The 24,269-nt window shown below is 38.4% G+C and carries 19 protein-coding genes and 1 pseudogene; 19 read left to right on the top strand and 1 reads right to left on the bottom strand.

Annotated features, from left to right (window positions below):
* Window positions 1-56 precede the first annotated feature (56 nt).
* From H0173_RS02245 to pyrE, 8 genes and pseudogenes are all read left to right on the top strand, one after another.
* On the top strand, window positions 57-998 hold the full coding sequence (locus H0173_RS02245; protein WP_221844285.1) for an aspartate carbamoyltransferase catalytic subunit: 942 nt from the start codon (window positions 57-59) through the stop codon (window positions 996-998).
* Entirely contained in the window at window positions 961-2,247 is a 1,287-nt protein-coding gene (locus tag H0173_RS02240; protein WP_221844284.1) for a dihydroorotase, read from the top strand. The genes H0173_RS02245 and H0173_RS02240 overlap by 38 nt, the downstream gene beginning before the upstream one ends.
* Window positions 2,244-3,361: pseudogene (locus H0173_RS02235) on the top strand (carbamoyl phosphate synthase small subunit). Before H0173_RS02240 ends, H0173_RS02235 begins: the two are co-directional and overlap by 4 nt.
* The gene (gene carB / locus H0173_RS02230) at window positions 3,328-6,540 is read left to right on the top strand and encodes a carbamoyl-phosphate synthase large subunit (RefSeq protein WP_221844282.1); all 3,213 of its coding nucleotides are present in this window, start codon (window positions 3,328-3,330) and stop codon (window positions 6,538-6,540) included. The pseudogene H0173_RS02235 and the gene carB overlap by 34 nt, the downstream one beginning before the upstream one ends.
* A complete protein-coding gene (locus tag H0173_RS02225; RefSeq protein WP_221844281.1) occupies window positions 6,537-7,316 on the top strand; it encodes a dihydroorotate dehydrogenase electron transfer subunit in 780 nt (259 codons plus the stop codon). Before carB ends, H0173_RS02225 begins: the two co-directional genes overlap by 4 nt.
* On the top strand, window positions 7,313-8,224 hold the full coding sequence (locus tag H0173_RS02220) for a dihydroorotate dehydrogenase (protein WP_221844280.1): 912 nt from the start codon (window positions 7,313-7,315) through the stop codon (window positions 8,222-8,224). The genes H0173_RS02225 and H0173_RS02220 overlap by 4 nt, the downstream gene beginning before the upstream one ends.
* A gap of 2 nt (window positions 8,225-8,226) precedes the next feature.
* Window positions 8,227-8,943, top strand: coding sequence for an orotidine-5'-phosphate decarboxylase (gene pyrF / locus H0173_RS02215; protein ID WP_221844279.1), 717 nt, complete (start codon window positions 8,227-8,229; stop codon window positions 8,941-8,943).
* The gene (gene pyrE / locus H0173_RS02210; protein WP_221844278.1) at window positions 8,940-9,563 is read left to right on the top strand and encodes an orotate phosphoribosyltransferase; all 624 of its coding nucleotides are present in this window, start codon (window positions 8,940-8,942) and stop codon (window positions 9,561-9,563) included. The genes pyrF and pyrE overlap by 4 nt, the downstream gene beginning before the upstream one ends.
* A 40-nt stretch (window positions 9,564-9,603) precedes the next feature.
* Here the strand turns inward: pyrE and H0173_RS02205 are convergent, their stop codons facing one another.
* Window positions 9,604-11,313, bottom strand: coding sequence for an Rqc2 family fibronectin-binding protein (locus H0173_RS02205; RefSeq protein WP_221844277.1), 1,710 nt, complete (start codon window positions 11,311-11,313; stop codon window positions 9,604-9,606).
* 331 nt (window positions 11,314-11,644) lie between these two features.
* Here H0173_RS02205 and H0173_RS02200 point away from each other — a divergent pair, with 331 nt between their 5' ends.
* The 11 genes from H0173_RS02200 to rlmN all read left to right on the top strand — a co-directional run bounded on the left by H0173_RS02200 (window position 11,645) and on the right by rlmN (window position 24,269).
* Window positions 11,645-14,323: a calcium-translocating P-type ATPase, SERCA-type gene (locus H0173_RS02200; RefSeq protein ID WP_221844276.1), complete on the top strand. Its 2,679-nt coding sequence runs from the start codon at window positions 11,645-11,647 to the stop codon at window positions 14,321-14,323.
* A gap of 171 nt (window positions 14,324-14,494) precedes the next feature.
* Window positions 14,495-15,367, top strand: a complete 873-nt coding sequence (locus tag H0173_RS02195) for a YicC/YloC family endoribonuclease (RefSeq protein ID WP_221844275.1) — start codon at window positions 14,495-14,497, stop codon at window positions 15,365-15,367.
* 57 nt (window positions 15,368-15,424) lie between these two features.
* A complete protein-coding gene (gene remA, locus H0173_RS02190; protein WP_221844274.1) occupies window positions 15,425-15,688 on the top strand; it encodes an extracellular matrix/biofilm regulator RemA in 264 nt (87 codons plus the stop codon).
* A gap of 12 nt (window positions 15,689-15,700) precedes the next feature.
* Entirely contained in the window at window positions 15,701-16,318 is a 618-nt protein-coding gene (gmk, locus tag H0173_RS02185; protein ID WP_221844273.1) for a guanylate kinase, read from the top strand.
* Window positions 16,319-16,540: a DNA-directed RNA polymerase subunit omega gene (gene rpoZ / locus H0173_RS02180; protein ID WP_221844272.1), complete on the top strand. Its 222-nt coding sequence runs from the start codon at window positions 16,319-16,321 to the stop codon at window positions 16,538-16,540. It begins immediately after the preceding gene.
* Window positions 16,541-16,693: 153 nt separating this feature from the next.
* Window positions 16,694-17,902, top strand: coding sequence for a bifunctional phosphopantothenoylcysteine decarboxylase/phosphopantothenate--cysteine ligase CoaBC (coaBC, locus tag H0173_RS02175; RefSeq protein ID WP_221844271.1), 1,209 nt, complete (start codon window positions 16,694-16,696; stop codon window positions 17,900-17,902).
* Window positions 17,899-20,316: a primosomal protein N' gene (priA, locus tag H0173_RS02170; RefSeq protein WP_221844270.1), complete on the top strand. Its 2,418-nt coding sequence runs from the start codon at window positions 17,899-17,901 to the stop codon at window positions 20,314-20,316. Before coaBC ends, priA begins: the two co-directional genes overlap by 4 nt.
* An 82-nt stretch (window positions 20,317-20,398) precedes the next feature.
* Complete coding sequence (gene def / locus H0173_RS02165; protein ID WP_221844269.1) at window positions 20,399-20,884, top strand: peptide deformylase; 486 nt, start codon at window positions 20,399-20,401, stop codon at window positions 20,882-20,884.
* Window positions 20,881-21,831, top strand: coding sequence for a methionyl-tRNA formyltransferase (fmt, locus tag H0173_RS02160; RefSeq protein ID WP_221844268.1), 951 nt, complete (start codon window positions 20,881-20,883; stop codon window positions 21,829-21,831). The genes def and fmt overlap by 4 nt, the downstream gene beginning before the upstream one ends.
* Window positions 21,828-23,180, top strand: a complete 1,353-nt coding sequence (rsmB, locus tag H0173_RS02155) for a 16S rRNA (cytosine(967)-C(5))-methyltransferase RsmB (RefSeq protein WP_221844267.1) — start codon at window positions 21,828-21,830, stop codon at window positions 23,178-23,180. Before fmt ends, rsmB begins: the two co-directional genes overlap by 4 nt.
* 3 nt (window positions 23,181-23,183) lie before the next feature.
* A complete protein-coding gene (gene rlmN / locus H0173_RS02150) occupies window positions 23,184-24,269 on the top strand; it encodes a dual-specificity RNA methyltransferase RlmN (protein WP_221844266.1) in 1,086 nt (361 codons plus the stop codon).

Raw genomic sequence — 24,269 nt, 5'->3', positions numbered from 1 at the left:
TCAGCACCCTGACAAAATGTCAGGGTGTTTTTTCAGAAGAATAGGAGGATAAAATAATGAAACATTTACTAACTACAACTGATCTAACAATTAAAGAAATTAATACAATCCTTGAAGATGCTCAATACTTTTTAGACGGCGGTTCATGGACACCAGGGAAAAACATATTCGTAGCCAATCTATTCTATGAGAACAGTACTAGAACGAAATGCAGCTTTGAAGTTGCAGAAAGAAGACTTGGACTAGATACTATTCCATTCGAGGTAAGTACATCAAGTGTGCAAAAGGGTGAAACTCTTTATGACACTGTAAAAACACTCGAAGCGATAGGCGCCAATGCTGTTATTATCCGTCATGGTGAGGACCGTTACTTTGATGCATTAGAAGGAAAAACAGATGTTTCAATTATTAATGCTGGTGACGGATGCGGACACCATCCAACACAATCTTTGCTAGACCTGTTAACAATCAAGCAGGAATTTGGCCGGTTTGATGGCTTAAAGGTTGCGATTATCGGAGATATTAGACATAGCCGGGTGGCTAGATCAAATGCTGATACATTAGTAAGACTTGGTGCAAAGGTTGTATTCTCAGGACCAGAAGAGTGGTTCGATCAAGGTATTCTAGAAAATGGCGTGGTTTATGAAGATATTGATACAGCTACATCCACTTCTGATGTTGTTATGCTCCTTCGTATTCAACATGAGCGGCATGAGGTAAAAGGGGAAAGAACAGCAGAAGAATATCATCAAGCTTTCGGATTAACAGAAGATAGAGAAAGAAATATGAAACAAGGAAGCATTATTATGCATCCTGCACCAATAAATCGTGATGTGGAAATTGCCGATAGCTTAGTTGAATGTGAACGTTCAAGAATTTTCAAGCAAATGACAAATGGTGTGTATATTCGTATGGCAGTACTAAAAAGAGCACTTGAACAATCTGAAAGGGGAGCTAAAGATGTCGACACTCATAAAAAATGGCCAGTTGCTAACTAATGAAGGTGAATTAATTAAAAGAGATATCTTTATTGAATCTGGAAAGATTGTTGAGATAGGGGAAGATTTAACTAGGGAAGCATCAGAAACAATTGATGCTAGTGAATTATTAGTCTCCCCTGGATTTATTGATCTGCACGTCCATCTTCGTGAACCAGGCGGAGAGAAGAAGGAAACTATAGAAACTGGAACAATGTCAGCAGCAAAAGGCGGCTTTACGACAGTAGCAGCTATGCCTAATACAAGACCAGTTCCAGATTCAAAGGAACAGTTGGAAAATTTAAATAAGCGTATAAAGGAAACTGCTGCAGTTCGGGTATTGCCGTATGCTTCGATTTCGATCAGAGAGCTTGGTCAAGAGCTGACAGACTTTCAAGCACTGAAAAATGAAGGTGCTTTTGCCTTTACGGATGATGGAGTTGGTGTTCAATCAGCCGCTATGATGCTTGAGGCTATGAAAAAAGCGGCTGAAATAAATATGCCAATTGTTGCTCATTGCGAAGAAAATACATTAATCAATAAAGGCTCTGTTCATGAAGGAACTTTTTCAAAGAAACATGGTTTAAATGGAATTCCTTCAGTATGTGAATCTGTACATATTGCTAGGGATGTATTACTTGCGGAAGCGGCGGACTGTCACTACCATGTATGCCATATAAGTACGAAAGAATCAGTCAGAGTTGTCCGGGATGCAAAAAAAGCAGGCATTAAAGTGACTGCAGAAGTAACACCTCATCATCTTCTGCTATGTGATGAAGATATTCCAGGCTTAGATACAAATTATAAAATGAACCCACCTTTAAGAGGGGCTCAAGATAGAGAAGCTCTTATTGAAGGAATTCTAGATGGCACGATTGACTTTATTGCTACAGACCATGCTCCACATACAGCAGAAGATAAAGCAGAAGGTATGCAGTTAGCGCCATTTGGCATTGTCGGTTTAGAAACGGCATTCCCACTTCTATATACACATTTTGTTGAAAAGGGAATTTTCACTTTAAAACAATTAATTGACTATTTAACGATAAAACCAGCTGAAGCTTTCGGCCTTGACTTAGGGAAAATAGAGGTCGGTGCTGATGCAGATCTTGTATTGCTTGATTTAAACCGAACAGAAAAAATTAATCCTGAACAATTTTTATCAAAAGGGAGAAATACACCTTTTGGCGGCTGGGAATGTAAAGGTTGGCCAGCGTTAACAATGGTAAATGGAAAGATTGCTTGGAGTATTGGAAGTGTTCGTTCATGAAAAAGCAACTTATTTTAGAGGATGGTACAGTTTTTATTGGTCAAGGGTTTGGCAGTGACTCATCTACGATTGGTGAGGTTGTTTTTAATACAGGGATGACAGGATATCAAGAAATCCTGTCAGATCCTTCTTACTGCGGACAAATTGTTACACTTACTTATCCGCTTGTTGGGAATTATGGAATAAATCGAGATGACTTTGAATCTATTATCCCCGCAATTTCAGGGTTTGTTGTGAAAGAGGCAGCAGAATTTCCTTCAAACTGGAGAAATGAAAGTACATTGGATCAATATTTTCAAATGAAGGACATTCCTGGAATTGCCGGAATTGATACTAGAAAGCTGACTAGAATTATTCGGCAGTACGGTTCATTAAAAGGAGCTATCTGCAGTATTGATGAAAACCCAAAGGAAATAATAGAAAAGCTGCAAGCGATAAAGCTTCGAAATGATCAAGTAAAGCAGGTTTCTACCAAAACTCCTTATCCTAGTCCAGGTCGAGGAAAGAGAATTGTTTTAGTAGACTATGGGATGAAACATGGGATTTTACGGGAATTAAACAAACGTGACTGTGATGTAATTGTTGTCCCATATAACACAAAAACTGAAGAAATCCTAAGCTTAAACCCTGATGGAGTCATGTTATCTAATGGACCCGGTGACCCGAAAGATGTGCCAGAAGCAATTGACATGATTAATGAGCTGCTCGGAAAGGTTCCCCTATTTGGCATTTGTCTAGGACATCAGCTTTTCGCTCTCGCATGTGGTGCAAATACTGAAAAAATGAAATTCGGTCATCGAGGATCAAACCACCCGGTTAAAGATTTGAAGACGGGGAAAGTGGTACTTACTTCACAAAACCATGGCTACACAGTAGAGAAAGACTCCATTTCAAATACTCAGCTTGAAGTTACTCATATCGCATTAAATGATGAAACTATTGAAGGAATAAGACATAAACTTTTTCCTGCCTTTACTGTTCAATATCACCCAGAAGCATCTCCAGGGCCAGAGGATGCAAATAATTTATTCGAACAATTTTTGCAAATGATTGACCAAGAAGAACAGGGAGGGATTAAGAATGCCAAAACGTACTGATATTAGAAGTATTTTAGTCATCGGATCAGGACCGATTGTAATCGGTCAAGCTGCAGAATTTGATTACGCTGGAACACAAGCATGTATCGCGTTAAAGGAAGAAGGATATAGAGTCATTCTAGTTAATTCTAATCCTGCAACAATTATGACAGATACTGAGATCGCTGATGCAGTATATATTGAACCTCTCACTTTAGAGTTTGTTAGTCGTATTATCCGCAAGGAGCAACCTGATGCGCTTGTCCCTACTTTGGGAGGGCAGACTGGGCTTAATTTAGCAGTTGAGCTGGCGAAATCAGGGGTTCTAGATGAATGTGGTGTTGAAATCCTTGGAACAAAGCTTTCAGCTATAGAAAAAGCCGAGGATCGTGACTTATTTAGAACATTAATGAATCAGCTAAATGAGCCAGTACCTGAAAGTGAAATTATTCACTCTTTAGAAGAAGCATTTACATTTACAGATAAAATCGGTTATCCGGTGATTGTCCGGCCAGCTTTTACCTTAGGAGGAACAGGCGGAGGGATTTGCCAAAATCGAGAAGAATTAATAGACATTGTTACGAGTGGACTAAAGCATAGCCCAGTAAACCAATGCTTGCTTGAAAAGAGTATTGCCGGCTTTAAAGAAATAGAATACGAAGTTATGAGAGACTCAAATGATAATGCCATTGTAGTATGTAATATGGAGAACATAGATCCTGTTGGCATCCATACTGGAGATTCCATTGTGGTTGCTCCGAGCCAGACATTAAGTGATCGCGAATATCAGCTATTAAGAAATACATCTTTAAAAATTATCCGTGCATTAGAAATTGAGGGCGGATGCAATGTTCAGCTTGCACTCGATCCTAACAGCTTCAACTACTATATCATTGAAGTAAATCCACGCGTTAGCCGTTCATCGGCCTTAGCATCAAAAGCTACAGGCTATCCCATTGCAAAATTAGCAGCAAAAATTGCTGTAGGCTTAACTTTAGATGAAATGATTAACCCAGTCACAGGGAAAACATATGCTTGCTTTGAGCCAGCATTAGACTATGTTGTTACAAAAATCCCTCGCTGGCCTTTTGATAAATTTGAATCAGCAAATCGCTATTTGGGCACTCAAATGAAAGCTACTGGAGAAGTTATGGCAATTGGCAGAACTTTCGAGGAGTCGTTACTAAAGGCTATTCGTTCTCTAGAGGCTAATGTATATCACCTTTCTATAGATGAATTCTCAAATCAAGATAACGAAACCATTAAGAAAAGAATCCATAAGGCTGGTGATGAACGTTTATTTTACATCGGTGAAGCGCTTAGAAGGGGCATTGATATTGATACTCTTCATGAATGGAGTCAAATAGATCTGTTCTTCCTTCATAAAATGAAGAAAATCATTTCATTTGAACATAAACTCTCAAGCTCCCCTTTTAATTATGAGATTACAAAGAAAGCGAAGGAAATGGGTTTTGCTGACTCTGTTATCGCTCGTTTTTGGGGTGTGCAGGAAATCGAAGTATACAATTGGAGAAAAGAGAAGGGGATTGTCCCTGTCTATAAAATGGTTGATACTTGCGCTGCAGAGTTTGAATCAGAAACTCCTTATTATTACGGTACGTATGAAGAGGAAAATGAATCAATTGTATCACAAAGAAAAAGCGTAGTTGTATTGGGTTCTGGCCCAATCCGGATCGGGCAAGGTGTTGAATTCGATTATGCAACTGTTCACTCAGTATGGGCAATAAAAGAGGCAGGCTATGAAGCAATAATCATTAATAATAATCCAGAAACTGTTTCGACTGACTTTAGCATATCTGATAAGCTCTACTTCGAGCCGCTTACAATTGAAGATGTAATGCATATTATTGATCTCGAGCAGCCTAAAGGTGTAATAGTCCAGTTTGGCGGCCAAACGGCGATTAATCTTGCAGCAAAGCTTGTAGAAAGGGGCGTAAATATTTTAGGAACGTCCTTAGAAAGCTTAGATCGTGCAGAGAATAGAGATAAATTTGAACAGACATTAGCCTCTTTAAATATTCCGCAGCCAATGGGGAAAACTGCATTTACAGTTGAAGAAGCCATCAATATCGCAAGCTCTATCGGATATCCGGTGCTTGTTCGCCCATCTTATGTCCTTGGCGGGAGAGCAATGGAAATAGTGTATAAAGAAGATGAGCTATTGCATTATATGAAAAATGCTGTGAAAATTAATCCTGAGCACCCTGTATTGATTGATAGGTACCTGACAGGGAAAGAAATCGAAGTGGATGCCATTTCTGACGGGTCTAACATATTGATCCCTGGAATAATGGAGCATATTGAAAGAGCTGGCGTTCATTCTGGAGATTCAATTGCGGTTTATCCACCACAAAGCTTAACATCTGACCAAAAAGTAAAGATTATAGATTATACGAATAGGTTAGCAAAAGGTTTAGGTATTATTGGATTATTAAATATTCAATATGTTGTAGCAGATGGAGAGGTATTTGTTATTGAGGTTAACCCAAGATCAAGCAGAACAGTGCCTTTCTTAAGCAAAATTACGAATATCCCAATGGCAAATATTGCAACAAAGGTCATTTTAGGACACGCGCTTAAAGATCTAGGCTACGAGCCAGGTCTTGTCAGTGAGAGAAGCGGTGTGTTTGTAAAAGTACCGGTGTTCTCTTTTGCTAAATTAAGACAGGTGGATACGACACTGGGGCCAGAAATGAAATCTACCGGTGAAGTTATGGGGAAAGACCAAACTTTAGAAAAGGCATTGTATAAGGGTTTAGTAGCTTCAGGAATAAAAATTAATAAATTTGGCACTGTCCTAATGACTGTGGCAGATAAGGATAAGGAAGAAGCATTATCAATTGCCAAGCGTTTTGTGTCCTGCGGTTATATGATCCTTGCCACTAATGGCACTGCAGCATATTTTCAATCATCAGGAGTACCTGTAAAAACGGTAAACAAAATAAATTCGGAAGAACCTACTCTTCTAGATTGCATAAAAAATGGGGAAGCACAAATTATTATCAATACGCTAACAAAAGGCAAACAGCCGGAAAGAGACGGATTCAGAATCCGCCGAGAGGCAGCAGAAAATGGCGTTCCTTGTTTTACTTCTCTAGATACAGCAAACGCAATTTTACAAGTAATTGAGTCAATGAACTTCTCAGCAGATTCCATGCAAAGTCTAGTTGATCATAAGAAGGCGGTGTTAGCATGATAAAAAAAGAATTGTGTACAGTCCTTTCCCAAAATGAAATAGCTGAACATATTTTTGAGCTCACTCTAAGGGGTGAGCTTGTTCACGAAATGAATGAGCCTGGTCAATTCGTTCATTTAAAAGTTTCGGATCAATACGATCCACTTTTAAGAAGACCGATTAGTATTGCTGAAATTAACAAAACTCAAAATGAATTCACAATGATTTATCGAGCTGAAGGAAAAGGGACACGTTTACTTTCACAGAAGAGAGCAGGCGATGCCATCGATATTTTAGGTCCTTTAGGCAATGGATTTCCACTGGATGAAGCAAAGCCAGGAGAAACAGCTTTATTAGTTGGAGGAGGAATTGGTGTTCCCCCTCTATTTGAACTGTCCAAAAGGCTAGTTAATAAAGGTGTAAATGTTATCCATGTGCTCGGGTTCCAATCAAAAAATGCTGTTTTTTACGATGAGAAGTTTACGCATCATGGAGAAACATATGTGGCAACAGTTGACGGAAGCTATGGAAGAAAAGGATTTGTCACAAATGTCATTGAAGATGAGGAAATTGAGTTTGATATTCTATATTCATGCGGTCCTACTCCAATGTTAAAGGCATTAGAACAAGCGTATAAACATAAAAAGGTTTATCTTTCTTTAGAAGAACGGATGGGCTGTGGAATTGGAGCATGCTTCGCTTGTGTATGTCATACTGGTGACGATCCGACAGGATACACATATAAAAAGGTCTGCAGCGATGGTCCAGTGTTCAAGGCAGGGGAGGTTGTATTATGAAATCATTAGAAGTAAACCTGCCAGGGTTACAATTGAAAAATCCCGTGATGCCTGCATCTGGCTGTTTTGGGTTCGGAAGAGAATTCAGCCAGCTTTTTGATTTAAGCATGCTTGGTGCTATTATGATAAAGGCAACGACTTATGAACCTCGTTTTGGAAATCCGACCCCGCGAGTGGCTGAAGCATCTGCTGGCATGCTTAATGCAATTGGATTGCAAAATCCGGGCTTAGATAGAGTTGTAAATGAAGAGCTTCGCTGGCTTGAGCAATTTGATGTTCCGATCATCGCTAATGTAGCTGGCTCATTGGAAGAAGATTATATTGCTGTTGCGAAAGAAATATCGAAAGCACCAAATGTACATGCACTCGAATTAAATATTTCATGCCCGAATGTAAAAACAGGAGGCATTGCATTTGGAACCATTCCAGAAGTAGCTAAAAACTTAACTAAAAAGGTCAAAGAAGTATCGGAAGTTCCTGTATACGTAAAACTATCACCTAATGTAACAAACATTGTTGATATGGCGAAAGCAATCGAGGATGGCGGTGCCGATGGATTAACGATGATTAACACGTTAGTTGGAATGAGACTTGATTTGAAGACTGGTAAGCCTATTTTAGCTAATGGGACAGGAGGCCTTTCAGGTCCTGCCATTAAACCGATTGCGATTCGAATGATTCATGAAGTAAGCCAGCGTGTCTCTCTGCCTATTATTGGCATGGGCGGTATTCAAACTGCTGAGGATGTAATCGAGTATTATTATGCGGGAGCAAGTGCAGTAGCTGTAGGAACAGCTAACTTCGTAGATCCATTTGTTTGTCCTACTATAATAGAAGAATTGCCTGAACTACTACATCGTCTAGGTTTTGAACATATTTCCGAATGTACAGGAAGGAGCTGGAAATAAGCATGAAACAATCAATTATTATCGCCATGGACTTTGCCGGGAAAAATGAGGTGCTGCGTTTTCTTGAACAGTTCGGTGATGAAAGGTTATTTTTAAAGGTTGGTATGGAATTGTTTTATCAAGAAGGTCCTAGCATCGTCCATGAATTAAAAAATCAGGGACACGATATTTTCTTAGATTTGAAGCTTCATGATATACCTAATACAGTGAAGAGTGCTATGAAAGGATTAGCTCGACTCGGATGTGATCTTGTAAATGTACATGCTGCAGGCGGAAAAGAAATGATGGAAGCCGCTCTCGAAGGCCTAGATTCAGGGACGCCAAGCGGACAAGCTAGACCTGCGTGTATTGCTGTTACTCAATTAACAAGCACGTCTGAAGAGCAAATGAAAAAGGAACAACTTATTCCTGTTTCACTTGAAGATTCGGTACTTCATTATGCTTCCCTTGCTAAACAAGCAAATTTGGATGGTGTTGTGTGCTCAACATTTGAGGCAAGACCAATTAATCAGCTGCTTGGTAGCACGTTCTTAACAGTTACTCCTGGTATTCGTTTAAAGTCTGACGATGTACAGGATCAAAAACGTGTAGCAACACCTGAATTTGCTAAATCTGAAGGGGTTTCTTCAATTGTAGTTGGACGTTCCATTACAAAATCAGAAAGCCCGCTGGAAAAATATTTATTATTTAAACAATCTTGGGAGGGTACACAACAATGAAACGCATATTAGCAGAAAGCTTACTTGATATAAAAGCAGTCGCATTAAAACCAAATGATCCATTCACATGGTCATCTGGGCTTCGTGCGCCAATTTACTGTGATAATCGTCTAACTTTATCCTACCCGTCTGTCCGTAAAGACATTGCAAATGGATTAAAGGATATTATTTTAGAAAAATTTCCAACCGTAGAACTTATTGCCGGTACTGCAACAGCAGGAATCCCACATGCAGCTTGGGTTAGTGATCTGCTTAACTTGCCTATGAGCTATGTTCGTTCAAAGCCAAAAGGTCATGGTCAAGGAAATCAAATAGAGGGTAAAGCGGAGCCTGGTCAAAAAGTTGTTGTTGTTGAAGATTTAATTTCAACAGGAGGAAGTGTCATTACTGCCGTTGAAGCTTTAAGAAACGCAAGCTGTGAAGTATTAGGGGTAGTCGCGATTTTCTCTTATCAGCTGCAGAAAGGGAAGGAACTGCTCGATAATGCTGGAATTATAGCTTACACATTAACTGATTTTGAAACATTATCTGAAGTTGCGAAGGAAAAAGGCTATATTCAAGAAGATGACATGGAGAAGCTTTCAGAATGGAGAAAAGACCCTGTCGAATGGGGGAAGTAAATATAAAAAAACAAGGCAAGCTTGAATGGCTTGCCTTTTACTATACCTTTAATGATAGTACTGTGTCTTCATCAGGTGTAATATAAATGGTTTGCTGATTTTCATAAATAACGAAACCTGGCTTAGCTCCGCTAGGTTTTTTAACATGTCTGATCTGAGTGAAGTCAACAGGTACAGAGCTTGAACTGCGTGCCTTACTATAATAGGCTGCAAGGACAGCGGCTTCTAAGATGGTCTGTTCTGAAGGCTCCTTACTCCGGATAACAACATGAGACCCTGGTATATCCTTCGTATGCAGCCAGATTTCATCTCTGCCTGCAAGCTTATTCGTTAAGAAGTCATTTTGTTTATTATTTTTACCAACAAGAATTTCAGTCCCATCGGTTGAGGCATATCGGTCAAGAATGGGCTTGGCATTTTGTATCTTTTTATTTTTACGTTTTTGTTTATCTTTAATATAATTTCCTTCAATCAGCTCTTCTCGAATTTCTTCTATATCTTTAGGTGAAGCGGATTCGACCTGCTGGATTAATGCTTCAAAATAGGCGAGCTCATTTCTCGTAATATTAATTTGCTCTTTTACAATATTGATAGCGTTTTTTGCCTTTTGATATTTTGTAAAATATTTTTGGGCATTTTCAGATGGTGTTTTTTGCGGGTCTAATGGGATTAGGACAGTTCCGCCGTCTTCATCATAATAATTGATTACCTCTATTTCCTTCATCCCTTTTTTCATATTAAATATGTTTGCTGTAATCAGCTCTCCATAAAGCTGATGTATGTCAGCATTTTCAGCATCTTTTAATGTAGCTATAAGCTTATCAATCTTCTTTTCATTCTTTTCTTTTTCATTAATAATAAACCGCTCAAGATCATTTGCCTGCTGCTTAACACGGTCACGTTCTGCTTTGCCAAAATAAAATCTGTCGAGCATTTCGCTAAGAGATTGAAATTCCTTCACTTCTCCTTGTAAATAGTAAAGTGGAAAAAGATAAAAGCTTTCTTTATTTCCATTTGCAGTAATGGATGGAGATATACCGTGTTCCTTTATTTTTTGTATTAGGGACATAAAAGCTTTAGGCAATGTTGCTCGGTTTGCTAGGCCAGCTTGATAAATTGCTTCTTTTGCAAAAAGAGGAGATATTCCCGCAAATACAGCAACAAGCTGTTTATCAAGCTTACCGCTATTAAAATCTATTCCCTTTAATATTTCCGTTTCGTTTGCTTCAAACGGATCGAGTTTGTTTTGGCTTGGCGGTAATTTATATTCCTGTCCAGGTAAAATAGCTCTATGCGAATTCACCGCAAATGATACATGTTTAATACTGTCAAGAATCATATTCCTTGATTTGTCCACAAGAGTAATATTGCTATGACGTCCCATAATCTCTACGATTAGCTGTTTATAGGATGTATCTCCAATCTCGTTTCTTCCTTTTACTTCAAAAATAATGATACGGTCCATTCCAACCTGCTTTATATCCTCAAGAAAATATCCTTCAAGGTGCTTTCTCAACAACATACAAAACATCGGAGGCTCAGAAGGGTTATCATGACTTTCGCCTGTAAGCTGTACACGAGCATAACTTGGATGTGCTGATAGGAGGAGCTTATGGTTTTTTCCATTTGCTCTTACTACTAATATAATTTCATTTTTATAAGGCTGATGAATTTTATTAATTCTACCGCCTTTTAATTCTCGGGTAAGCTCTTCCGTCATAACCCTTGAAAATAAACCATCAAATGACATATAGGAACATCCTTTTCTTAAGTAGCGTTTTTGTTTTCTTGAATCTAAGCTCTTAGATTTAACAATTGTTAGGAATTCGAACTAAATAAGTGATATAAGCTTTAGTCCTAAAATAATAATAGCATTTTTTTGGACGAGGCTGAATAAGCTTTCTTTAGATAAGGCTGGTTTCTCTAGTTTGTACAAGCATGTGCTTTTTTACAAGAAATTAGAAAAGCGAGGCGACTGTACAGCCCCGACACTTCGAGGTGGAAAAAAGAGCACGACAAGTGTCCTGTATGTCGGGGTTAGGAGCTGCAGCTAGACAATAGGGAGGAAGTGTGATGTCTGAATGAAATTTCATGAAATGAACGAAACAGAAGTTGAACAAGCACTTAATTCTGACATAAGTGCAGGTTTAACAAGTGATGATGTAAAAGGCCGTCACAAAAAATTTGGCTACAATGAACTGGATGAGGGAGAGAAACAATCTGCCTTATTATTATTTTTCAGCCAGTTTAAAGATTTTATGGTTCTAGTGTTATTAGCAGCAACCCTTGTTTCAGGTCTTCTAGGTGAATACATAGATGCTGTTGCTATTATTGCAATTGTTATTATTAATGGTCTGCTCGGATTTTTTCAAGAAAGAAAAGCAGAAAAATCATTAGCTGCCTTAAAAGAGCTTTCAGCACCTCAGGTTACTGTTTTACGGGACGGGGAATGGATAAAAATCCCTTCGAAAGAAATTGCTGTTGGGGATATAATAAAATTTTCAAGCGGGGACCGAATTGGTGCGGATGTTAGGTTAATAGAATCAAATAGCTTAGAAATTGAGGAATCAGCACTTACAGGTGAATCTTTGCCTGTATCCAAAACTACGGGGAAACTAAAGGCTGCTAATCTTGGGATCGGTGATATGGAGAACATGGCATTTATGGGCACTTTAGTTACTCGCGGAAGCGGAAGGGGTCTAGTAGTAGCGATAGGAATGAAAACAGCGATGGGGCAGATTGCAGATTTATTGCAAAATGCGGAAACAATGACGACTCCCTTACAGCGTAGACTAGAACAGTTAGGAAAAATCCTTATAACAGTCGCATTGCTGTTAACTATTTTAGTAGTTGTCGCCGGTGTCGTACAAGGACATGATATTTATACAATGTTCCTTGCAGGAGTTTCATTAGCTGTTGCAGCTATTCCGGAAGGACTCCCAGCTATTGTCACAGTAGCCTTGTCTCTCGGAGTGCAAAGAATGATTAAGCAAAAAGCAATTGTTAGAAAGCTCCCAGCTGTTGAGACTCTTGGATGTGCCTCTGTCATTTGCTCCGACAAAACAGGAACGATGACACAGAACAAAATGACTGTTACCCATCTTTGGAGCGGCGGAAAGGTTTGGCGTGTTGATGGGGTTGGCTATGAACCGGAAGGTAGTTTCTATCAAAATGATAAACAAATAGATGTTAAGGATGATAAAACGCTGCAGCAGCTTCTAATGTTTGGAATGCTTTGTAATCACGCTGAAATAAAACAAAAAAACAAAGAGTATGTGATAGACGGGGATCCGACAGAAGGAGCATTGCTTGTTGCTTCAATGAAGGCTGGCTATAGCCGCAATACGATATTAAGCCAGTATAAGATCATTAAAGAATTTCCATTTGATTCCTCTAGAAAGATGATGAGCGTTGTTGTGAAAGACCATAATGGCCGGCAATTTATCGTAACTAAAGGAGCACCTGATGTTCTTGTTGGTGTTTCTGGCAGTGTTCTTTGGGATGGAAAGCGGCAATTTATGAATCGTGATGTTTCCAATAAAATCCAAGAAGCAATTGAAGGTCTGGCTTCTCAAGCATTAAGAACTATTGCGATTGGCTACAAGGAAATTCCTGCAAAAACGATGATAATTCATGAAAATGAAGCGGAACGCGATCTCACATTTATTGGATTGCAAGGAATGATTGACCCGCCACGACCAGAAGTTAAGGAAGCAGTAAAGGAATGTAAAGAGGCCGGAATAAAAACTGTAATGATCACGGGAGATCACGTGATTACTGCAAAAGCAATTGCAAAGGAACTTGGGATTCTTACTAAAAATTCAAAGGTTTTAGATGGAAATGCATTATCTGAAATGAATGTACAAGAACTTGAGGAAGTTGTGGATGATGTATCTGTATTTGCCCGCGTGTCTCCTGAACACAAATTAAAAATTGTTAAAGCATTGCAAAACAAAGGACATATCGTTGCAATGACTGGAGATGGCGTGAATGATGCACCGGCCATAAAGGCTGCTGATATTGGCGTAGCAATGGGGATAACCGGGACAGATGTGGCGAAAGAAGCTTCGGCTTTAGTTTTATTGGATGATAATTTTGCAACAATAAAGGCGGCAATTAAAGAAGGGCGAAACATATATGAAAATATCAGAAAGTTTATCCGTTATTTACTAGCATCTAACGTAGGTGAAATTCTGGTCATGCTCTTTGCGATGATGCTTGGTTATCCGCTGCCTTTAGTGCCAATTCAGATTCTCTGGGTCAATTTAGTGACGGATGGATTACCTGCGATGGCTTTAGGGCTTGATCAGCCAGAAGATGATGTGATGAAACGAAATCCGCGAAATCCTAGAGAGGGTGTATTTGCGAGGGGGCTCGGCTGGAAGGTTGTTTCTCGAGGTTTCTTAATCGGGATTGTAACATTAATAGCTTTTATCATTGCTTACCATGCGAACCCAGATCATTTAGAATATGCACAAACGATTGCGTTTTCAACCCTAGTTCTTGCTCAGCTTATCCATGTATTTGATTGCCGAAGTGAAAAATCTGTATTTGCCAGAAACCCTTTTGGCAATAAATATTTAGTTTGGGCAGTTATTTCTTCATTGCTCTTGCTCTTTGTAGTCATTTACTATCCGCCGCTGCAGCCGATTTTCCACACTGTACCTGTCTTAGCGAAAGATTGGTTTATGGTAGTAGGTTTGTCAGCTGTTCCTACTTTTTTACTTGCTGGTTCATTTTTGGCAAGAAAAAGAAAATAATATATGATATAATTCAAAAGGTAATAGAGAGCTCTCTATTACCTTTTTTCATCTGGATTGACGTTATAATAACATTTTACACATTTTTTAAATACATTTTTCTTTAATTATGATAAAATACGAACTAATTGTGTATTTCAATTGCAATTATAATGGCAGGGCGTGTTTAAAATGGTCGTTAGTATGACTGGTTTTGGCAGAGGAAAAAAGAATGAAGGTTTTTTCACTGCATTAGTTGAAGTTAAAACAGTAAACCACCGATTTGCTGAATACCAAATTAGAATGCCGAAGCAGCTAATATACTTAGAAGATAAAATAAAGAAAAAGCTAAATGAATTTATCAATAGGGGCCGTGCAGAGGTATATATTACAATTGAAGGTCAAAGCCTTGTCAATCGTCATGTACAAATCGATTGGGCATTATTAGACGAATATGTACATTACATAAATGAAATTAAAAATAGATATGACATTATTAATGATATTTCCGTTCAGGATTTAACAAGAGAAGAACTGATCTCGATCGCAGAAAAAGATGCGAATAGCGAAGATTTGGAAGCGGTCTTGCTTTCTGCTGTTGAAGAGGCATGCTCTCAATTATTGCAGATGCGAAAATTAGAAGGTATAGAACTTGAAAAAGATTTAAATTATAATCTTGATAAATTAAATGAACGGGTCATTCAATTGAAAAAGTATGCTCCTACAGTTGTTCTGCAATATCAGGAAAAGCTTGCAAAACGTATGAAGGATTTATTAAGCGGGCAATTAGAAGAAGCAAGATTGCTAACAGAAGCAGCAATTTTTGCGGATAAATCTGATATTAATGAAGAACTTACAAGACTGCTCAGCCATATTAAACAATTCTCGCAAACTCTTTCTGCAACTGAACCGATAGGAAGAAAATTAGACTTTCTCCTCCAGGAAATGAATAGAGAAATTAACACCATTGGCTCCAAGGCCAATGATTCGTCGATTGCTTTTCAGGTAGTTGAGATGAAAAGTTTGCTGGAAAAAATGAGAGAGCAAGTCCAGAATATTGAATAATTGTTTAGAATAAGACTCACGGGGCAAAAATATATAACTGATACTTGGAGGAACCTGATGGCGATTAAATTAATTAATATTGGCTTTGGCAATATTGTTTCAGCCAACCGAATTATCTCTATTGTAAGCCCCGAATCAGCACCGATAAAAAGAATTATCCAAGATGCTCGTGATCGCGGATCTTTAATAGATGCAACATATGGCAGGCGAACGAGGGCTGTAATTGTGATGGACAGTGATCATGTCATTCTTTCTGCTGTGCAGCCGGAAACAGTCGCTCACCGCTTAAACGACAGGGATGATACTATTGATGAAGGGTAGGATTGAATAATAATGAAGGAAAAAGGTTTATTGATTGTTTTGTCCGGCCCATCCGGTGTTGGCAAGGGAACAGTTAGAAAAGAAATTTTTTCACAGCCGGATACTGCTTTTGAATATTCTATTTCGATGACGACTCGTTTACCGAGAGAAGGAGAAATAGATGGAGTGGATTATTTCTTTAAATCCCGCGAAGAATTTGAATCCTTAATTGAGCAAGGGAAGCTTCTCGAGTATGCTGAATTTGTAGGCAACTATTACGGGACTCCTGTTGATTATGTAAGAGAAACATTGGAAAAGGGAAAAGATGTTTTCCTTGAAATTGAAGTTCAGGGTGCACGCCAAGTGCGTGAGAAATTCCCAGATGGCTTATTTATCTTCCTAGTACCTCCAAGCTTGTCTGAGTTAAAAAACAGAATTGTGACTAGAGGAACAGAAACAGAAGAGGTCATAAACAATCGAATGACTGTAGCCAAAGAAGAAATTGAAATGATGAATTTATATGATTATGTCGTGGAAAATGATCGTATTGAGCATGCATGTGATAGAATTAAAGCCATTGTAGTGGCTGAACACTGCCGCAGAGAACGAGTAGAACCGCGATATATTAAAATGCTGGAGGTTGAGGAATAAATGTTATATCCTTCTATCGATTCATTAATGACAAAAATTGATTCAAAATATTCACTAGTATCAGTAGCTGCAAAACGTGCGCGCATGCTTCAAGTTAATGCAAAGCCGCAGCTTGATAAATATGTATCTTATAAAAACGTCGGAAAAGCATTAGAGGAAATTAATGCTGATCAGCTTCATTACCGTCTTGCCAAAAAGCAAAAAGATGAAGCCTACGAATAAGACCTGCTAAATAACAACCTTTAAACAGGTTGTTATTTTTATTTCTGTGATCTCAGTAACCTTTAAATATGAAAAGTTTTGTTTATTGATGAAAAAAAACAGTTCTTCTTGCATAATAAAGATAGAATTTACTAGGTGGATGGAGGTCCAATCATGCTTTTCGGAAAGAAAATTCTTTTATGTGTATCTGGAGGTATTGCAGTTTATAAAGCTGCAACACTGACAAGCAAGCTTACCCAAGCTGGTGCAGATGTGAAAGTAATTTTAAGTGAATCTGCCGAAAAATTTGTAACCCCTTTAACATTTCAAGCTCTATCACGAAATGATGTTTATACTGATACATTTGATGAAAAAGACTCAAAGGTCATTGCTCATATAAATCTTGCCGATTGGGCTGATTTAATTCTAATTGCCCCAGCAACAGCAAACCTGATTGGGAAAATTGCGAACGGCATCGCGGATAACATGATTACAACAACACTCCTTGCAGCAACCTCTCCTATTTGGATTGCACCAGCAATGAATGTTCATATGTACCAGCATCCCGCCGTTCAAAAAAATATGGAGACTTTGCATAGCTTTGGGTATCGATTTATTGAACCAGGTGAAGGATATCTTGCTTGCGGATATATTGGAAAAGGAAGATTAGAGGAGCCGGAAAAAATTACAGAGTTAGTCATCAATCACTTTCAATCAACGCGTCCTAATCTTTCTGGAAATAAATTCGTTATTACTGCAGGACCTACGAGGGAAAAAATTGACCCTGTAAGATATATTACGAATCATTCCTCAGGTAAAATGGGATATGCAATTGCTGAAGAAGCTGTAAAGACAGGGGCTGAGGTAGTTCTTGTTTCTGGGCCGGTTTCACTCGAGGCGCCAAAGGGAGTACGTATCATTCGTGTGGAAAGTGCTGAGGAGATGTATAATGCAGTGATGTCTGAATATGAAGATGCTGATGTTGTCATCAAAACAGCAGCGGTAGCTGACTATCGGCCGAAAGTATCCTACAATCATAAAGTAAAAAAACAGGCAGGAGACCAAAGTTTAGAGCTTGAGAGAACAAAGGATATTCTCTTTGAGCTTGGTAAAGCAAAGAAAAACCAAATACTAATCGGGTTTGCAGCAGAAACAGAACATGTCTCAGAATATGCCCAAGGTAAACTTAAGAAAAAAAATGCAGATATGATTGTAGCGAACAATGTAAAAACCGAAGGAGCAGGGTTCGGTACAGACACAAACATCGTGACGCTAATCAAACGGGATGGAACGATAGAAGATCTTCCGCTAATGTCAAAACACGAAGTGGCAGCAAAAATTATCAGTGAAGCGTCTCTTTTATTAAGGGATGAACATAAATGAACATTGCCAGTGTAATTGTTGATGTACCAGCAAGACAAACTGATAAGTCATTTGATTATTTGATCCCGGAACATTTAATCGGTGTGATTCAAATAGGAATGAGAGTAATCGTTCCATTTGGTCCGAGAAAAATTCAAGGATTTGTAACGGAAATCAAAGAAAAATCTGAATTTAAACAATTAAAAAAGCTCATTGAACCAATGGACATAACTCCCGTTCTAAATGATGAGCTCTTATATCTAGGAGATTGGTTAACCGAAACAACACTTTGTTATAAGATTTCAGCATATCAAGTTATGCTGCCAGCGGCATTAAAAGCAAAATACGAAAAAAAAATAAGATTAACCGGCATAGGTAGTCATAAAAATATGCCAGCTAATCTTCAGGCAGTTTTCGCGGTAAACGACATGATATCTTGGCAAGAAGCAGTTGACTTGGGGATTATACCCTGCGTGCAAAAAGAAGTTGCTAAAGGCACGGCAGAGGTAATTTATGAAGTTAAAGAGCGTGTAAATAAGAAAAAGCGAAAAGCTGTATATACAAGGTTAACTAAGGATGAACTTTTAGCTGAAAAAGACAAACTTTCTGCACAAGCGGTTAAACAAAAAGAAGTAATCGATTTTTTTATTCATACGAATGAAAATTTAATAGAACTCCGAGAACTTTTAACTAAGCTGGGGGTAACGTCCTCAGTCATAAACGGCTTAATACAGAAAGGCATTCTCCAGCAAAAGGATCTAGAAGTATATCGTGATCCTTATGAAGAACGCACCTTTACAAGGACAGAACCGCTTTCTTTGTCAGATCATCAAGAAAAGGCTATTAAACCGATTCTTGCTGCCATAAAAGAAGACAAGCATGATACCTTTTTATTATATGGAGTGACAGGGAGCGGAAAAACAGAAGTCTACCTTCAATCCATTCAGAAGGTCCTTGAAAAGGGAAGGGAAGCAATCGTTCTAGTTCCTGAAATTTCCCTTACCCCGCAAATGGTAAAGAGATTTAAGGGTAGATTTGGCGATCAAGTAGCAGTTCTCCACAGCGGCCTCTCCGCTGGTGAAAAATATGACGAATGGCGAAAAATTCAAAGACAGGAAGTAAAGGTAGTTGTTGGTGCAAGATCAGCTATTTTTGCCCCTTTTCAAAACTTAGGCATCATTATTATCGATGAAGAGCATGAAACAAGCTATAAACAAGAAGAAAATCCAAAATATCATGCCCGTGATGTTGCCATTCATAGAGCAATGAATCATAAATGTCCGGTCGTACTTGGCAGTGCCACACCATCTCTTGAAACATTTGCAAGAGCACAAAAAAGCGTGTACAAGCTGCTTACACTTCCAAACAGAATGAATAATCAGGCTATGCCTGAGGTTGCCATTATTGATATGCGCGAGGAATTAAGAGAAGGTAATCGTTCCATGTTCTCAAGGCTGCTGTTGGAAAAGATCAATAACCGTTTAGAGAAAAAGGAACAAATCGTGTTGTTTTTAAATAAAAGAGGTCATTCATCTTTTGTCATGTGCAGAGATTGCGGCTATGTTGTCAATTGCCCAAATTGCGATATTTCACTTACTTATCATCGATTTAATCAGCAGATGAAATGTCATTATTGTGGTTATGAAGACCAAGTTCCAAATCATTGTCCCGAATGCCAGAGTGAGCATATCCGCTACTTCGGAACGGGAACACAGAAGGTTGAAGAAGAACTCTTAAAGATTCTGCCTGAGGCAAAGGTTATTCGAATGGATGTTGATACAACAAGTAAAAAAGGCTCGCATGAAAGGCTGCTGGACCAATTTCAGGAAGGGAAAGCGGATATCCTTTTAGGAACACAGATGATAGCAAAAGGATTAGATTTCCCTAACATCACTTTAGTCGGGGTATTATCTGCTGACACGATGCTGCACCTCCCGGATTTTCGATCTTCGGAGAAAACCTTTCAATTATTAACCCAGGTAAGCGGCCGTGCAGGTAGACATGAATTAGCAGGTGAGGTTGTTATTCAAACCTATACACCTGAGCATTACAGCATTGAATTTGCTAGTGAACAAGACTATGGCCGATTTTATGAACATGAAATGATGGTACGTAAAATTCATAAATATCCGCCATTTTATTATATTTCCCTTGTTACAGTAAGCCATGAAGAAATTATGAAAGCTTTATCCGTAACAGAAAAAATTACTTCGTATATACAAGCTAGATTATCTAAAGAGGCTATCTGTCTTGGACCAGTTGCTTCACCTATTCCTAGGATAAATAATAGATATAGGTTCCAATGTTTGATAAAATACAAGCGGGAACCAGCATTAGGACAGGCACTAAAAAAAATGATAGACCACTATCAGCAGGAAATTAGCTCAAATGGGCTACAAATTTCTGTGGATGTTAATCCATATATACTAATGTAATATGATAGAAGAAGAAATTAAGTTATGATTAAAGGAAATTTGGTTGAAAATAGATGAATAAGAAGCTATTGGAGGAACTAGTTTGTCAGTCAGAAAAATTGTCACTTATCCTTCTGAAATACTAGAGGCAGAGTGTAAACCAGTACAAATATTCGATAAAAAGCTCGCAAAAATATTGAATGATATGTATGATACGATGATTGAGTTTGATGGAGTAGGACTTGCTGCTCCGCAAATTGGACTTGATCAGAAAATTGCTATCGTCGATATTGATGATGACACCGGAACAATTGAAATGATAAATCCGGTTATTTTGGAAACAGATGGAGAACAAGTTGGCCCTGAAGGATGTTTAAGCTTTCCAGGATTGTTTGGTGAAGTGAACAGGCCGTCTTATGTAAAAATTAAGGCTCAAGATCGAAAAGGAAAGTATTACACGCTTGAAGCAGAGGACTTTTTAGCAAGAGCCATTTTACATGAAATTGATCACTTGCATGGCATTCTCTTTACATCAAAGGTAACAAGATATTTAGAGGAGGCTGAATTGGAAGGGGAAGAAATAGAATGACAAAAATAGTTTTTATGGGGACACCAGATTTCTCTGTATCTGTCCTTCAGCAGGTTATTAATGACGGATATGAAGTAATTGGAGTTGTAACCCAGCCTGATCGTCCCGTTGGAAGAAAAAGGGTTCTAACGCCCCCTCCTGTAAAAGTGGAAGCTGAGAAACACGGCATTACAGTTTATCAGCCAGAAAAAATAAGGGTAAGAGAAGAACTAGATAAAATATTAGCTTTAAATCCAGATTTAATAATCACAGCTGCATTTGGGCAAATATTACCAAAAGAACTACTGGATGCTCCTAAATTTGGCTGTATTAATGTTCATGCTTCATTGCTCCCTGAATTAAGAGGTGGAGCACCAATCCACTATTCTATTATTCAGGGCAAGGAAAAGACAGGCATTACGATCATGTATATGGCTGAAAAATTGGATGCAGGGGATATTTTAACTAAAGTAGAGGTGCCGATTGAGGAACGTGACACAGTTGGTACTCTACATGATAAGTTAAGTGAGGCCGGCTCAAAACTATTATCAGAAACCTTGCCTAGACTGCTAAAGGGAGAAATATTACCGATTCCTCAAAATGATGATTTGGCCACATTCGCATCAAACATTAAGAGAGAACAGGAAAAAATTGATTGGACAAAAACAGGTGAAGAAATTTATAACCATGTTCGCGGTCTAAATCCGTGGCCAGTCGCTTATTCAACCTTAAATGGTTCAGTGATAAAAATTTGGTGGACAGAAAAAGTGAAAAACGATTCAAAACAAGCTCCTGGGACCATTATAAGAATAGAGGATCAAGCTCTTGTTATTTCAACAGGCAATGACACAGCGATAAAAATCATGGAACTTCAGCCAGCAGGCAAGAAAAAGATGCCGGCTGAACAATTTTTGCGCGGGGCTGGATCTTCAGTCAAGGTTGGAGACCAATTAGGAGTTGAACAATGAGTATAGGTAAAAAGAAAAATGTCCGAGAAACAGCAATGGACTTGCTTGAGACGATAGAGAAAAATCAGTCTTACAGCAATTTGCTTCTCAATACGTACATTAACAAGTATCAAATTAGCCCTAAGGATATTGGACTGTTAACAGAATTAACTTATGGAACACTGCAGAGAAAAATGAGTCTCGACTTTTTTTTAAAACCATTTCTGAGAGGCAATAAAAAGATTGAAAGCTGGGTCATTCAATTATTGCGATTAACTCTATACCAAATGGTTTATCTGGACAAGGTTCCTGATAGAGCGGCTATTTTTGAAGCTGTTGAAATTGCAAAAAGCCGCGGTCATAAAGGAATTTCCGGCTTAATAAATGGTATTCTCCGTAATGTTCAAAGACAAGGCCTGCCTTCACTAGATGCAATTGAGGATCCTATTGAAAGGCTAGCAATTGAAACTAGTCATCCCTATTGGCTTGTTAATCGATGGAAAGATCAATTAGGATATGAAAAAACGAAACAAATGTGTGAGCTGAATTTGACTGCTCCATTGCAGACAGCAAGAGTAAATTTGACAAAGACGACTTTGGTCGATTGCATAAAGCTCTTAGAAGCAGAAGGATTCCAAGTTGAACAAAGTCCGGTTATTCCTGAAGCCATTAAATGTTATCGAGGGAATCTTGCCCATTCCCAAGTCTTTAAGGATGGGCTGATTACTATTCAAGATGAAAGCTCAATGCTGGCAGCATACGCGTTAGGTGTTACTGAAAATGAACGAATTTTAGATGCCTGTGCTGCTCCTGGCGGGAAATCTACCCATATTGCAGAAAAGCTTTCTAATTCGGGACAAGTAGTCTCCCTTGATTTACATGAGCATAAAGTGAAACTTATTCAGGAAAATGCAAATAGACTTCAGCTAACGAACATTACGGCTGCAGCACTAGACAGCAGAAAGGTTCAAGAGCATTTCGAAAAAGAATCATTTGACCGCATTTTATTAGATGCCCCTTGCTCAGGACTTGGCGTAATGAGAAGGAAGCCAGATATGAAATACACAAAGAAAGAAGAAGATATTTCACAATTAGCTACAGTGCAATCAAACTTATTAAAAGCTGTTTTCCCTTTATTAAAAAAAGGCGGAAATTTAGTTTATAGTACTTGTACAGTTGATAAGGAAGAAAACCAGCGTGTAGTAGAGTCATTTTTAAATGAAAATAAGGAGTTTGAAGGAGATTTATCATTGAAAGAGCGTATGCCTGAAGGTATTCGTCCTTTCGTAAATGGATATCAGCTTCAAATTTTACCGCAAGATATTGGATCGGATGGCTTTTATATAGCTTGTCTGAGGAAGAAGGTGTAATGAATGGAAAGAGCAACAACTGAGAAAAAAGTAAACACAGAGCAGAAACCGTCCATTTATTCTTTACAGCTGCAAGAGTTAAAAGACTGGCTAGCGGAAATGAATGAAAAGGCGTTCCGGGCAGAGCAAATTTTTGATTGGCTTTATACAAAAAGAGTATCTTCATTCGAAGGTATGTCTAACTTATCAAAAGGTTTAAGAGAAAAGTTATCCAATAACTTCACATTAACTACACTTAAAACACTTATTCAGCAGCAATCTTCAGATGGAACGATAAAATTTTTATTTGAACTTCATGATGGATATTCCATTGAAACCGTACTAATGAGACATGATTACGGTAATTCTGTTTGCGTAACTACTCAGGTTGGCTGCAGAATTGGCTGTACGTTCTGTGCCTCCACACTAGGAGGATTAAAACGTAATTTAGAAGCAGGAGAAATCGTTGCTCAGGTCGTAAAAGTACAACAAGCATTAGATGAAACAGAAGAAAGAGTTAGTTCTATTGTTATTATGGGAATTGGCGAGCCATTTGACAATTATGATCAAATGATGTCGTTTTTAAAAATTGTAAATCATGATAAGGGTCTTAATATTGGCGCACGCCATATTACAGTCTCAACGAGCGGAATAATTCCGAAGATTTATCAATTTGCGGATGAAAACATGCAAATCAACTTTGCCATTTCACTTCATGCTCCTAATACTGAACTGAGAAGTCGCCTTATGCCGATCAATCGTGCATATAAGCTACCAGATCTAATGGAGGCAATTCGCTACTATATTAATAAAACTGGGAGAAGGGTCAGCTTTGAGTATGGACTGTTTGGCGGGGTTAATGATCAAGTAGAGCATGCAGAGGAATTAGCCAAGTTAGTAAAAGGCATCAAGTGCCATATTAATTTAATTCCAGTTAACTATGTTCCAGAAAGAGATTATGTAAGAACGCCTAAGGAACAAATATTTAAATTTGAAAAAACATTAAAAAATCACGGTGTAAATGTTACGATTCGCAGAGAGCAAGGTCATGATATCGATGCAGCATGTGGACAACTTCGTGCGAAGGAGCGAAAAGAGGAGACGAGGTGA

It is taken from the genome of Bacillus sp. S/N-304-OC-R1 (genome assembly GCF_019749375.1).
Classification (GTDB): domain Bacteria; phylum Bacillota; class Bacilli; order Bacillales; family Cytobacillaceae; genus Cytobacillus.
This window is presented reverse-complemented; position numbering and strand designations above follow the sequence as displayed.